Source organism: Paenibacillus sp. TSM33 (genome assembly GCF_056099025.1).
The window spans coordinates 42850-56368 of record NZ_JBLZXB010000013.1; the positions used below are offsets into that span (position 1 = coordinate 42850).

The 13519-nt window shown below is 45.5% G+C and carries 12 protein-coding genes and 1 pseudogene; 8 read left to right on the forward strand and 5 right to left on the reverse strand.

The genetic code is table 11. From position 1 onward, the window contains the following. Positions 1–2: 2 nt before the first annotated feature. A complete protein-coding gene (locus ACN6NF_RS11205; protein ID WP_474317702.1) occupies positions 3–146 on the reverse strand; it encodes a hypothetical protein in 144 nt (47 codons plus the stop codon). Positions 147–248: 102 nt separating this feature from the next. On the opposite strand from ACN6NF_RS11205, the gene ACN6NF_RS11210 reads away from it, so the two are divergent. Continuing rightward, positions 249–2150, forward strand: a complete 1902-nt coding sequence (locus ACN6NF_RS11210; protein WP_474317703.1) for a serine hydrolase domain-containing protein — start codon at positions 249–251, stop codon at positions 2148–2150. Between the two features lie 101 nt (positions 2151–2251). Further along, positions 2252–5286 (forward strand): annotated as a pseudogene (locus ACN6NF_RS11215) (chitinase N-terminal domain-containing protein). Positions 5287–5516: 230 nt separating this feature from the next. Here ACN6NF_RS11215 and ACN6NF_RS11220 read toward each other — a convergent pair. Further along, complete coding sequence (locus tag ACN6NF_RS11220; protein ID WP_016818941.1) at positions 5517–5864, reverse strand: hypothetical protein; 348 nt, start codon at positions 5862–5864, stop codon at positions 5517–5519. Between the two features lie 376 nt (positions 5865–6240). Between ACN6NF_RS11220 and greA the strand changes: the two genes are divergently transcribed. Continuing rightward, a complete protein-coding gene (gene greA, locus ACN6NF_RS11225) occupies positions 6241–6720 on the forward strand; it encodes a transcription elongation factor GreA (RefSeq protein ID WP_013371005.1) in 480 nt (159 codons plus the stop codon). Positions 6721–6850: 130 nt separating this feature from the next. On the opposite strand, the gene ACN6NF_RS11230 is transcribed toward greA, so the two are convergent. Both ACN6NF_RS11230 and ACN6NF_RS11235 read right to left on the reverse strand, forming a co-directional pair. Next, complete coding sequence (locus tag ACN6NF_RS11230) at positions 6851–7390, reverse strand: transcription repressor NadR (protein WP_016818943.1); 540 nt, start codon at positions 7388–7390, stop codon at positions 6851–6853. Further along, on the reverse strand, positions 7387–8541 hold the full coding sequence (locus tag ACN6NF_RS11235; RefSeq protein WP_474317705.1) for an IscS subfamily cysteine desulfurase: 1155 nt from the start codon (positions 8539–8541) through the stop codon (positions 7387–7389). Before ACN6NF_RS11235 ends, ACN6NF_RS11230 begins: the two co-directional genes overlap by 4 nt. 167 nt (positions 8542–8708) lie before the next feature. Between ACN6NF_RS11235 and nadA the strand changes: the two genes are divergently transcribed. From nadA to ACN6NF_RS11260, 5 genes are all read left to right on the forward strand, one after another. Next, positions 8709–9815, forward strand: coding sequence for a quinolinate synthase NadA (gene nadA, locus ACN6NF_RS11240; protein WP_474317707.1), 1107 nt, complete (start codon positions 8709–8711; stop codon positions 9813–9815). A gap of 113 nt (positions 9816–9928) precedes the next feature. After that, complete coding sequence (locus ACN6NF_RS11245; protein ID WP_232795424.1) at positions 9929–10258, forward strand: hypothetical protein; 330 nt, start codon at positions 9929–9931, stop codon at positions 10256–10258. Continuing rightward, positions 10224–11057 carry a membrane protein insertase YidC gene (gene yidC / locus ACN6NF_RS11250; RefSeq protein ID WP_474317708.1) on the forward strand — a complete coding sequence of 278 codons (834 nt, stop codon included), beginning with the start codon at positions 10224–10226 and terminating at the stop codon, positions 11055–11057. The genes ACN6NF_RS11245 and yidC overlap by 35 nt, the downstream gene beginning before the upstream one ends. Positions 11058–11250: 193 nt before the next feature. Next, the gene (locus ACN6NF_RS11255) at positions 11251–12027 is read left to right on the forward strand and encodes a GNAT family N-acetyltransferase (protein ID WP_474317710.1); all 777 of its coding nucleotides are present in this window, start codon (positions 11251–11253) and stop codon (positions 12025–12027) included. Between the two features lie 108 nt (positions 12028–12135). Continuing rightward, positions 12136–12807 (forward strand): phosphatase PAP2 family protein, encoded by a 672-nt coding sequence (locus tag ACN6NF_RS11260; protein WP_474317711.1) that lies wholly within the window; start codon positions 12136–12138, stop codon positions 12805–12807. A gap of 37 nt (positions 12808–12844) precedes the next feature. On the opposite strand, the gene ACN6NF_RS11265 is transcribed toward ACN6NF_RS11260, so the two are convergent. Further along, the gene (locus ACN6NF_RS11265) at positions 12845–13495 is read right to left on the reverse strand and encodes an undecaprenyl-diphosphatase (protein ID WP_474317712.1); all 651 of its coding nucleotides are present in this window, start codon (positions 13493–13495) and stop codon (positions 12845–12847) included. Positions 13496–13519: the final 24 nt, after the last annotated feature.

The window sequence follows — 13519 nt, forward strand, 5'->3', positions numbered from 1 at the left end:
ATTTAACTAACTGGAATTACTAATTTTTCTGTAATGCATGAATCCTGATCGAACAGGTAAGAAGCCTTCTGCTTACGCGATTCGATCAGGATTCGTTTTATCATGCGCACTCCCGCGAGGGAAGTGCGATGATTCCATAGCGCCATGCTGATGGCTCCCATACGGAGTGTAAATATCTGCTCCGCTATGCAATCACCGCACGGTTTAAATCATGAAATCAACTTCATAGGTAAGGAGGGTACTTCAATATGAAGAATAGAGGTATTGGCTACCTATCCGCATTCTTAACAACGTTGTTTCTTTGGAATCTGTTCATTAATTCGGCATGGGCAGCAGATAGTATAACACCTAATTCAGTGGAAAAAGCAGTGGACGATATCATGAGTACAGAATTGGAAAAATTGCATATTCCGGGAGCGACCGTCGTTGTGACCCAGGAAGACCAAATTCTTTTTAGTAAAGGGTATGGATATGCAGACCTGGAGCGGAAAATGGTATTCGACCCGGCAAAGACCATTGTTCGTGTTGGCTCGCTAACCAAATCATTTAGTGCAAGTGCCACAATGCAACTAGTTGAGCAAAACAAGCTTGATTTGAATGAAGACGTGAACAGCTATCTCCACAGCTATAAAGCTTCGCAATACCAAAATCTCCCTTTCAATCTGCATCAGCTTCTGACACATACTGCGGGATTAGATGAAGCGATATACGATATTAATAGCTCAACTCGCGCAGGCAATTTACCTACAGAGCAGTATCTCAGCACGTATTTCCAAAATCAGCCACCTATTCGCAAACCTGGAATTCAGTATGAATACAGTAATGTCGCCTTCGGTCTGATCGGTAATATCGTGGAGCAAGTAACCGGTCAGGGACTGAATGATTACTTTCGTACACATCTATTCCAGCCGATGAATATGCCCAGCGCGACACTGGAGTTGCCATTAAATCATCCAGAACTGGCGCAATCGTATCAGTGGAAGAATGGAGCTTATGTGAAACAACCCTTATCGTATATCAATCTGCCGGGAGCAGGAGCGTTGAACGTCACACCTAACGAATTTTCCCACTATCTGATCATTCATTTAAACCAAGGAGAGTATGAGGGCAAAGCGGTACTCCAACCACAAACGGTAAAAATGATGCATGCACAGCAATTTGCAGCGGATGCCCGTCTGGATGGCTTGGGATACGGATTTTTCCGTGGTCAACTGAAGACGGGAGTACCCATGTTGTGGGCTACTGGAGAAATTGATGATTTTATTTCCGAAATGGTACTGATTCCATCCCAAAAGATCGGTATTTTTATGACCGTCAATTCAGCTGACACGGATACCCTGCTTCATGGAAAAGTCATCGATGCGATAGCTCAAATGCTGCCTGCAAAGCCGCAGGCCACTTCTCAGTCACTGGCTCGTTCTGCCGCGCAAGTGAAGCTTTCGCCAGAGATCGAGGGCGTATATCAGGTGGATACTACTCCTGTTCATGGGTGGGGAAAATGGATTCGGATACTGGGAAGCATTAAATACACCGTTCATATTCAAGATGATCATACGCTAATTGTTAAAGGAAAATACCCGAATCAGAATGAAGCAACAGACAAAGTTTTTCAAGCAGCAGGTGATGGGCTGTTTGTGGAAAAGGGGGGCCAGCTTAAAATTTTGCTGTATCAGGAAAAAGGTACGTGGATGATGATTGCCCCGGATAGTAAGACCATGAAGCAGACGACACTTTGGCACCGTACCTGGACGCTACTCGTCAGCTATGCAGCCGCATCCTTATTTTTCATCACAACTCTACTGATATGGATCATAAGATATGTGATCAGAGCGATCCGCAAAACGAATAATCATATTTCGTCCAACCTTGCATACATCGCGTTACTAAACACGATTTTTCTCGGGGTGCAGGTCGTCTATGGTAACAATCAGATGGTGTATGGCTATTCCGCCTGGTATAGTTGGGGAATATGCACGCTACCGCTCATTTCAGCACTCATTGCCGTGTGGGTATTGATCGTGAATGGCGCCAAGCTGATTACAGGGGAAAAAAGAGCCCGGGCTGCCGGGAAAATTGTATTTGCGATACTCACTTTGCTGCATACAGCCTATCTTTTTTATTGGAATTTCCTTCCTTTTCATTATTCCTAAAGATTTACAAAACAACGCATGTCCGCACATAAATGATTGCTAACATTTATATTTAGTGCCCCTCTGAGAGGGGCCTTAAACCAATTAACAGGAGGAATAGAATGGGAATCTTTCGTCGTTTTGCATCCCGCAGCTTCAAATACGCAACAGCTATGGTTTTCACTTTATCGTTGTACGCCGGTGTTGTGGGCGGCATGCAACCGGCACGCGCAGAAGGTCCGGCAGACCCGGCCCCTTTCATTGCAGCCAAAGTGGTCAACGAAAACGCTGGTAAAAAAGTGTTGTTCGATAATACACATGGACAGACAGCCGGCGCAGCGGATTGGGTGATCGATGGTGGATTTTCAGATTTCGGCCAAGCCCTTGCAAACCATGGTTATGATGTACATGAGCTTCGCCAATCTACGCCTATTACTTACAATGATCTAAAGAATTACGATGTATTTGTGACAGCAGAGCCGAATATTCCTTTTAAACAAAGCGAACAGGCCGCAATGGAACAGTATGTTAAAGCAGGCAATAGCATTTTTTTCATTGGAGATCATTATAACGCCGACCGCAACAAGAATCGCTGGGACGGATCGGAAAGTATCAATGGGTACCGTCGTGGTGCATGGGAAGACCCTGCAAAGGGAATGAGTGAGGAAGAAAAAAGCTCGGCAGCGATGCAGGGCGTAGTTAGCTCAGATTGGCTGGGTAACCAGTTTGGTATACGCTTTCGCTACAATGCATTAGGCGATATCACGGCCAATCAGATTGTTGAGCCTGCGCAGGCGTTTGGTATTACAGCAGGAGTAAGTAATGTGGCCATGCACGCAGGATCAACTCTGGCGATTATTGACCCGACCAAAGCCAAAGGAATCGTATATCTGCCTAAAACCAATCAGGCTTGGGGGAATGCAGTAGACCAGGGCGTCTATAACGGGGGGGGCATACCGGAAGGACCTTATGCTGCTGTAGCAAAAGTAGGCCTAGGTAAAGCTGCTTTCATTGGAGATTCGTCTCCTGTTGAAGATGCAACGCCGAAATATCTGCGTGAAGAGACAGGGACCAAGAAGACAACGTATGACGGCTTTAAGGAGCAGGATGACGCTGTGTTACTGCTCAATATCGTAGACTGGTTGTCCAAGAAGGAGGAGTATACCAGTCTGTCGGATGTAAAAAACTTACAGCTTGATCAGCCGACGACATTGCTGTCTTTTGAAGATCCTCAGGCTTCCACGGAACCGCAAGCCGAGCCTTGGTCCGCTCCTGCAGCTGGCTATAAATGGTGGGATCAGCGAACGTTCAAGGCCGGCTCTTATGGCGGACCTACAGCCAGTGCGCAGCCTGTGTACAGCATCGTTCGGCAGGAGCAACTACCGAATGCACAGCCTTTTCAAATTCGCATAGTTGCCGACCAACTGGCTCCCCATAGTACGATTAACGGATTCAGCGTAGGTATTTATGTAGCGGGCGGCAATCAAGTAGCCCAGATTCAAAATCCGGATGGAAGCTGGCCGACTTCTTACGGTTATAGCGGAACATTTAGTCTGGAATCCGACAGCAAGGGGCATGCCTATAGGGACCTGACCGTGCGGATCAAGCCGGGTACCAGCGGTTCAGCTAATCTTAGGCTAAGACAAAATGGCAACAACCTGCTGACCCAATCGGTCGTGCTGGCAGATGTCCCAGCCCAGCCGTTGCCTGAGGAAGGCAATACAATTCCAGCTCGTATCAGTGTCGCAGAAGCACGGACTCTTTCGGCTGGCAAAGTTGTGACCTTGGAGGGTGTTGTGACGACAGAACCAGGGGCTTTTGGCGGTCAAGCCTTTTACATGCAGGATGAAAGTGGCGGCATTTATGTATATCAAAACCAAAGCGGATTTCACCCAGGTGATCGAGTAAAGATTACAGCGAGCTTGGCACTGTACAATAGTGAAGTGGAGTTGACCGATCCAGTGGCTATTGAAAAAACGGGAGAAGGACAACTTCCGCAAGCTGTGCAGGTCACCGAACTCAACGATGCAAACCAAGGACAGCTGGTTGAGCTTCCTACTGCCATTATTCGTAATGTGATAGATGCAACTCCTGTAGGTTCGTTTGAATTTGATGCAGTCGCGGGTGAGGTTAGCCATCATGTGCGAATTGATGCACGTACAGGCTTAACACGGACATCTTTTCCGTATCAAGAAGGACAGCAAGTGAAGCTGAAGGGAATTTCGGCGGTTTTTAAAGGGAATTATCAGTTAAAGCCGCGCGGGCTAGATGACTTTTCAGCTCAGACAGATGCAACTTTGCAGGAAGTAGAGCTTTCACTGGATCAAACAACATTTAACGTTGGGGATACAGCAGCCACACATCTCAAGGGTACGCTGACAGATGGCAGCCAAGCTGATTTAAGTAATGCCTCTGTTCAGTATAGCAGCAGTCATGAATCCGTTGCACTGGATACGTATGGAGAACTTCGGGCCCTAAAAGAGGGAGCGCCGAGATTACAGCCAGCGTCACCTTGGACGGTAAAACGGTCGTATCCAATCCTGTAACCGTTAGAGTCGAGAAAACCGCTGCAGGTGAGGTGCCGGGTAAAACGGTGCTGTCTCATGATAACGGTCAGGACACCGGGCTGAAGGATGGAGACTACAACATCACCATGAATCTGTGGTGGGGCACGAATGGTGATGAACTCAAGTTGTATGAAAATGACAAGCTAATTGCAACCCAATCGTTGCAAGCGGCTTCCCCTGGAGCACAGCATGCAGTCATTTCCGTTACAGGCAAGAGCAATGGAACCTACACGTATACTGCCGAGCTGATCAACGCTTCCGGTAAAACGGTCAGCGCCCCGTTAACTGTCGAAGTGTCCGATGCTTCTGCTGGCGTACCGGTGTTGTCTCATAACAATTGGGACGGTGACGGCAACTATACCCTGACAATGAACATGTGGTGGGGTACGAATGCAACCCAATACAACCTGTATGAAAATGGAGAGCTGGTCGACACGCAGGATCTGTCAAGCCAAAGTCCGCAGGCCCAAAGTGCTGTGACCAGCATCCAAAATCAAAAGCCGGGTACATATGAGTATCGGGCCGAGTTAGTCAATGCTGCAGGAGAGGTTTCCAGTCAAACCATAAGTGTAGAAGTGAAGGAACGTTAATTCTAAATAATGAGCCGTTAAAAAGGAAGAGCATCTATTGACCTCGAGAGAGTCTATAGATGCTTTTTTTGCGGGAATTAGCATTTTAGGATTGGGTTGGCGAAGCGGAAAGTCCCTCTATATCTGAGGAGCCATAGAAGATCATGGCAACTAGGATCACAATAATGATAACCTCTGCAAAAGATTCTCCATCAAACTCACTCACCACAACTATCTCCTTTCGCCACCTGTTAATTATTTATTTTCTGTGAAAAGGCTTGTATCACCTGATCCAACGTCATATTGCCGTTATCATTTAAAAATTTCACCATATTATCGACATTAGTAGGGGCAGATGCTAATGTTTTGTATTTCCCTGTGAGTCCTAAAAATAATGTTGCTTGTCTGTATAAAGTCACGGAATCGACGTTTAGTTTTCCTGTTAGTAGGAGGGCTGCGACTAGGACTTCTACATTTTTTCCTTGAAGTGCTGAAAAGATAGCCGAATTACTGTTTAATCCATTTTTCTTTTGACCATTAGGGGGGGATTTGGATTTGCGATTCCCGTTCCCATTGCCATTCTTTCCTAAGGAAGCCATTGAATCCTTCCTCCCGCCATACACTGCTCCTGCCTGATTTGCATAAAATTTGGGACAAGGGCAGTGGCACTGCACGTGCTCATTAAAATACGTTATGATCATACGATATGCGAACAAGAAAGCTTTGGTTACCATATGGACCATAGTGGTCGAAGGTAGCTGATTGCTAATTTCCTGAATTTCTTTTCGCATGTTGGTCCAATTTAGAGTAAACTACAATAAAGCAAGCTAAATGAGCATTTTGCATCAATTCCAGGAGCTTTATCTTATCCAATCAGCAATAGATGGACCTTAACGATTTAGCTCGTATATATTGTACCTTCGAGTATTGAACTTGAATTATGCAAAGTGCTGAAATAGGAGTTGAAATAAGACCATGTCGAATGAAGAAGTATTGTTAACTAAAGAGGGATTAGCCAAGCTGGAGGAAGAGCTCAAGGAACTGAAGACAGTAAAACGCAAGGAGCTCGCCGAACGCCTCAAGTTGGCCATCAGCTATGGAGATCTGAAGGAAAATAGTGAATATCACTCAGCCAAGGACGATCAGGCGTTTATGGAAACACGAATCATGGTCTTGGAAAAAATGTTGACCAAAGCTCGGATAGTCGATGAAAGTAATCTGGATCTTAAAACGGTCAGTATCGGATCTACTGTTATTCTGAATGACATCGAATTTTCGGAGAAGGTGGAATACAAAGTTGTAAGTCCTGCGGAGGCAGATGTTCTGGACAACAAAATTTCCTATGAGAGTCCTTTAGGTAAGGCACTCTTGGGGAAAGAAGTGGGCAGTATCATTCATGTCGATGCACCTATGGCTGTAATCAAATATGAGTTGCTAGAAATTAAGCTCACTTAGTCCATTCCCGATTCCCTTTATAAGGGGGCCGGGATTTTTCATTTCTCGCTATTTATATACCAACCCTGCGGAGTGCATTTGCACTCCACAAACTGGAAAGGATTTTCACTGTTTTGCTATCGTATTAAGATTAATCTGTCATCAGGAAGCCGGCTTGCTCCAATGCAGCACAGGCATCATTAATTTTATCTTCATCCGACGCATGCAAGGTATGCAGGTGGATGCCTCCGGTCAGCTGGGACAAATAAGTGGCTTGGGTGGAACTGATCTTACGTATAAAATCGTCCACTTCTTTGCGAGTTCCGACCCGTATTGGAGCAGTCAGATCTCCATATACTGGATGTTCAACTATAACATCCTGCACACTGACACCGTAGTCTACAATTAGCTTTAATTCTTCTTCTGTTTGTTCAGGTCGGTGATTACACACAATAATACGAGAGGCTAAGGGAGCGGCTTGAGCCGCAGGCTCCATATAAATGTATCCTTGACTCGTTGCAAGTATAGGCTCTTGGCTTGCTTTTAACAGGGAAATATCTTGTACAATTACTTGTCTGGAAACGGAGGACCTGCGTGCCAGCTCGCTCCCGGTCAGCGGTGATTCGCTTTTGAGCCACAATAGCAGCTGTTCGCGGCGATCCGTACCCGACCGTTTTAAAGATTCAGTCAACGGGATAAGCTCCTTTCTTGTCGATGCGTCAAGTCTGTCAAAATATCTACCAGTACATTCAATTCCTCGATGGTGGTTGTCCTGCCGAAAGAAATACGGATAAATTGTAAGGCTTCACGTTCAGATGCTCCAAGCGCCTGTAAGGCAGGCGAAGGATCGTGATGTCCGGCGGCACATGCGCTTCCGGTAGATATACAGACACCGCTGCGATTACATTCCAGCATAACATATTGTCCCTCGTAACCGTGAAAAAAACATCCTACAATATGATGAAGCACTGCTGTTTTTTCGCTTTCCTTTACGACCCAACGTAATGGAATGGATCTTTCCTGAATTTTCGTAATAAAGTATCTTCGCAGGGTAGCATAGCGCTCCTGATGCATCTCCATCTGTTCCGTCATCATTTCTGCCGCTGCGACAAAGGCTGCAATCCCAGGAACATTAACCGTACCGGGACGAAATCCGTTTTCATGCAGTGTATCAGGATACACCGGACGCCATGGGGTTCCGGGTCTGAGATATGCAGCACCGACACCTTTGGGGCCATATACTTTATGGCTTGATATAGAGAGTGCATCCACTCCCATAGCTTCTACATCTATGTGAACATTCCCAAATGTTTGTACCGCATCACTGTGCAACATAATACCACGTTCGTGGAGCAGGGGAGACAAGGCAGCAAGATCCTGAATCAGCCCTGTCTCCGAATTGGCGTGTTGTATCGATACAAGCCCGGTGTTGTCTCTAAGATGGGGTATAAGAACTTCACGGGTTATTCGTCCTTCCCGATCTGGTTGTACAATGGTTAGCTCATAGCCCTGATGTTCTAGCAAAGTAGCAAGATTGTACATCGAGTGATGTTCCAAAGCGCTCATAATCCAATGCTTTTTGTCTGGCGGCAACCCGTTCAGGATTGATTGCACGACCACCATATTGGATTCTGTGCCCCCTGATGTAAAATAGATGCCTTCCTTTTGCCCGCCAATCATTTTTGCCATTCGTTGCCTGCTGTAATCTAATGTGTAGGCTGCTTGACCGCCCGCATCATGGAGGCTGCTGGCATTTCCGAACATTTCCTTATTCATTACGCTATATATATGCAAAGCTTCGTCACACATGGGTGTGGAAGCGGCGTAGTCCAGGTAAATCACAGCAAATCCTCCCCACTTAAAAATAATTCCATTCCAAAAACTCTTGAGATTATTGTAGGCATGTGTAAATATAGGTGTCAAGACACATGTGAATATGTTTTGTACACATAGCGGTTATCTATTCGTGAGCGTGGAACAGTCAGCCGCAACGATATGGAGGGAATATAATGTCTATGCTAGACGTTTTACAAGGAAATCGTGGACTTATGCCAGAGCATTATAAAACACTGACGGTTGCTGACATGGAGCAACGCGTAGCCGAGCTGAAACAAAAATGGGGCTCAAAGCTGCTCATTCCCGGCCATCACTATCAGAAAGACGAGGTTATCCAATTTGCTGATATAACAGGAGATTCTCTACAGCTCGCTCAAATGGCGGCACAAAATCAGGAAGCGGAGTTTATTGTGTTTTGCGGGGTTCATTTTATGGCGGAGACAGCAGATATGCTGACTACCGACCGACAAACCGTTGTTCTACCGGATATGCGCGCAGGCTGCTCGATGGCTGATATGGCGAACATGGAGCAGACGGAACGAGCGTGGAAGCATTTGCAGGAGCTGGTTGGTGATACGATCATTCCGTTAACGTATGTAAATTCCACAGCAGAGATTAAAGCCTTTGTAGGACGGCATGGCGGGGCTACCGTGACTTCTTCGAATGCCAAGCAGGTGCTAGATTGGGCGCTGAAACAAAAGGAACGTATTTTATTTTTGCCGGATCAACATTTGGGACGCAATACAGCCCATGATCTTGGAATTCCACTGGCTGAAATGGCTGTATGGAATCCTATGACCGATCAGTTGGAGACTGAACGAAACCCGGCAACTGTGAAAATCATTTTATGGAAAGGGCACTGTTCAGTTCATGAAAAATTTACGGTAGATCATATTCGCAACGTCCGTGAACGCGATAAGAATATCCAGGTCATCGTTCACCCCGAATGCTCTTATGAGGTTGTACAACTCGCAGATTGTGCTGGCTCCACCAAATTCATCATCGATACGATCCGTGCGGCAGAGCCGGGAACCCGATGGGCCGTTGGCACAGAGATGAATCTCGTGCAACGAATTAGACAACAGCACCCTGAACAGCAGATTGAATCGCTCAATCCCGATATGTGTCCTTGTCTGACCATGAACCGGATTGATCTTCCGCATTTGCTGTGGGCAATGGAACAGATTGATCGGGGAGAGCCTGTAGGCGTAATTCGGGTGGATGCTCAGATCAGACAGGGCGCTGTACAGGCACTGAATCGTATGCTTGCTATACGTTAAGTTTTTAGCGTTACGTAGAGCATACTTTCTTTTGTAATCCGACCTCTATCTCTATTTAAAGATTAGTCGATTGTCCGGTTTCGTGCTATAATTGTAGCAACATACCGAAGGAGGTGAATCCCTTGTTTGAGCTTCAGGACCTACTCCCCTATTTGCTTACGATCGGCTTGCTGTGCACTGTGACTTATACGTATCTTGCTCATTTGCACGGCAGTGTAGCCGAATGCTGGGTCGAAGGCGGGCCCGTCCGCTCGCATGCTTCTCCGCTGATGCCGATGTCTGCCCGCGGACAGGACATGCCTGTCCGGCTAGCACGTCACATTCGGCGGAAGGAAGCGCCAGATGAAGATGCTTCCGATTGTTCCCCCTTGTTGAAAAATGGCACAGCCAATCAACGAGGAGGAACATATGAAACGATTCAAGGGATTCACTTTTTGGGGTAAACGAGAACGGATATTGGGTTTAATCGTAGCGTTGGCGGTGGTCATGCTAATATCTGGTTGTGGTGCGAATGCTGCGGAGATTAATGCACAGACGCCTGGTTTTTTTAATCATTACGTGGTATTCCCACTTTCTTGGCTCATTCAGCATTTGGCGGAATGGTTTGGCGGAAGCTTTGGGCTGGCGATCATGACTTTGACATTCATTGTTCGTCTGGCCTTATTGCCGCTAATGATGCGTCAAACGCGTGCCCAGCAGGGGATGAAGCGCAAAATGAGCGCTATGCAGCCCGACTTGGACCGAATTAAGAAGAAGTATGAGAATAAGAAAGATACCACCAGCCAGCAGAGTATGCAGCAGGAAATGATGGCGCTGTACAAAGAGCATCAATTCAATCCGCTCAATATCGGTTGTCTGCCTATTCTCATTCAGCTCCCGATTTTAAGCGGTATGTATACTGCCATCCGACTCACGCCGGAGTTGGCGTCACATTCCTTCTTATGGTTTCGGCTCGGACAGCCGGACTGGATTCTGGCAATTGTCGTTGCAGTTGTATATTTGGCACAGGCTAAGCTTTCTCAGCAACAGATGACGGCTGACCAGCGCAAGCAATTTGCTATCATGGGTTATCTTTCACCGATTATGATGGCAGTCTTTTCCTTCAATGCTCCTGCGGCCATGCCTTTATATTGGACCGTAAGCGGCACCTTTTTGCTGCTTCAATCGCTGTGGTTCCGCAAACGCTATCCAATCGAAGAACCAGAGAATAAGATTAAACTTGGTGAAGTCACGCCAACCTAATAAGAAGATGCTATTTGTTTCACATAGAATTGTGTTAGCAGTGTCTCACGCGTAATGACAGGATGCTATTCGAGCCTATAAAGCTTGAGTGGTGTCCTTTTTTTGCAGCTTTTTTACTATTATTTCGCTTGCGATTTTGTAATCATTGTGAAATCCTTATATCATAAATCTTCTTAATGTTGGGAGAGTCTATATGGAAAATTCAATACCTACCATTGATTGGTATGAAAATCAAATAAGGGAAGACGGATGTTTTTGCATGAGAAGCATGCAAAAAGCACTGGGTTATGTACATAAACTAAATTGGACAGAAAAAGAGTTTGCTCAAGGTTTGACTTACATACAATTGAGAAAAGACAATAAACCAGCAGGATTTATAGAGTATGCATCGGGTGAACAAGCTTGGAGAGCTGTTCATGCGGATGGATATCTAGTAATTCATTGTATCTGGATCGCTGTAACCGGTTTGGGATTAGGCTCACAGCTTATTCAACGCTGCATTCAAGATGCTATTACGTTGGGGAAGAAGGGAGTGGCAGTCGTTACAAATATAGATACCTCCTGGGCGCCAGGTCCCGAAATTTTTCTGAAAAACGGATTTCGGCATGTGGAGGATGCTCCATATTCTTTTCAGTTGTATGTTTATAAGTTTAATCAAGAGCATTCAGATCCTTATTTTCCTAATAATTGGGTTCAACGTCTGGATCGTTTTAGTGAAGGCTTAACCATTTTACGAACTCATCAATGCCCTTATCTGGAAATAGCCACGCACAATGTGATTGAAGCAGCTGAGACTGTGGGGATACAACCCGAGATTATGGTTATACGAGATCGTTCACAACTGATGGAACTGTCTCCAACACCGTATGGCGTATTTCACGTGATCTGTAATGGGGAATTGATTTCATATCACAGGATGACTCCTCGTTCTTTTGCCAAAAAGCTAAACATGCTTTATTCTAAAAGCTAACCTTTTTATGAAATGATACAAGAAAAGTGGGTAAAGTAAATACATGGACGATGTGAATGCTGCATTTTGTTTGATCACGGGATGAATTTCATGGAGGACCTCTAAAAAATGAAGCAAATATCTACAAAGCTACCGATTTCCGTGGCTCTACTTACATGTATAGTATGTGCCCTCGGTTTTGGCTTAATCGCACTATGGGTTAGCGACCAGCAAGTACGACATTTTGACCACAAGATCATTACAGCTATTGGACAGCTGGAGTCGCTTGTCATGACACGTCTTATGAAATGTTTCACCATAATTGGCAGCGGGATTCCAGTGGTGATCATTATTTTAATTGCTATGTTCGTGCTGTATAGCGTTTTGGGACACCGTCGAGAATTGCTTTTTTTAGCGGTTGCTGTGCTGGGATCAGTACTGTTGAATTCGGTACTAAAAATGCTATTTCGGCGTGCGAGACCTGAAATTAACCGTATTATCGAAGCGAATGGATATAGCTTTCCAAGTGGACATTCCATGACCGCTTTCAGTATGTATGCGGCGCTGACGTTTTTATTGTGGAAGCACGTTCCTTCCAGGATAGGTCGTATCCTTCTTGTTGTGCTCAGTAGCCTACTAATTGTAACGATCGGGACAAGCCGCATTTATTTGGGTGTTCATTATCCGAGTGACGTTGTGGGTGGCTATTTCATGAGTGGTTGCTGGATGGCGGCTTGCATTTGGTTCTACCAGCGGTATGAAGAACGAATGCTATCACTTCGTACCAAATCGACTGCATAAGGAGTGCATAGATCATGAGGCTAAAAAAGCAGACACATTAGCGTCTGCTTTTTATTTGCACAGAGGAACTGGATTTGGTCATCTTAGATCTCGGCAGTTCTACAGGCTTAATTCCTAGCTTCTGCTCCCATTTTTCATAAAAAATAATAGCTGCTTGGATGAAGATGCCTGGAAGCTTCCGACTGCGAATGAATTTGTGAACACCAACTGCGCAACCTGCCCCAATGAGCGCCCCTGCCAAAATATCTGAAGGATAATGCACTCCGGTCCATACGCGGGATATCGCAATAAGCACAGCCAAGACAATCCAGAGGACACGATATTTTTGATGATGAAGCCATAAAATTGCAGCCAGAGCAAAAGCTCCAAGTGCATGGTTACTCGGAAATGAAGCATTGGCATTATGATGAATCAGCTGAATGACAGAGTGGCCGACAAAAGGCCGATCTCTGTAAAACAAATGTCCAAGACACCAGCTAATTGTAAAACCGATACAAACCGTGATAACGGCTTCTAAAACCATCATCCGATGCGGCTTTTTAAAGGTGAACCAGTATATCAGTAAAGCCACTCCGAATAGATACGGCGCATATTGCGCCATGAAACGCATAGTCCCATTCAAAAAGGCAAGGTGATTAGCCAGTTCATTGATCCAGTGAAACAAAGCAAAGTCTACATTAATTAACATGAATAAATTACTCCTTAACCTCAA

Excerpts from the sequence above, each read along its gene's own strand:
- ACN6NF_RS11265 (WP_474317712.1), bottom strand. The coding sequence starts at position 13,495 with ATGTTAATTAATGTAGACTTTGCTTTGTTTCACTGGATCAATGAACTG.
- ACN6NF_RS11220 (WP_016818941.1), bottom strand. The coding sequence starts at position 5,864 with ATGGCTTCCTTAGGAAAGAATGGCAATGGGAACGGGAATCGCAAATCC.
- nadA (WP_474317707.1), top strand. The coding sequence starts at position 8,709 with ATGTCTATGCTAGACGTTTTACAAGGAAATCGTGGACTTATGCCAGAG.
- greA (WP_013371005.1), top strand. The coding sequence starts at position 6,241 with ATGTCGAATGAAGAAGTATTGTTAACTAAAGAGGGATTAGCCAAGCTG.
- yidC (WP_474317708.1), top strand. The coding sequence starts at position 10,224 with ATGAAACGATTCAAGGGATTCACTTTTTGGGGTAAACGAGAACGGATA.
- ACN6NF_RS11255 (WP_474317710.1), top strand. The coding sequence starts at position 11,251 with ATGGAAAATTCAATACCTACCATTGATTGGTATGAAAATCAAATAAGG.
- ACN6NF_RS11210 (WP_474317703.1), top strand. The coding sequence starts at position 249 with ATGAAGAATAGAGGTATTGGCTACCTATCCGCATTCTTAACAACGTTG.
- ACN6NF_RS11205 (WP_474317702.1), bottom strand. The coding sequence starts at position 146 with ATGGCGCTATGGAATCATCGCACTTCCCTCGCGGGAGTGCGCATGATA.
- ACN6NF_RS11260 (WP_474317711.1), top strand. The coding sequence starts at position 12,136 with ATGAAGCAAATATCTACAAAGCTACCGATTTCCGTGGCTCTACTTACA.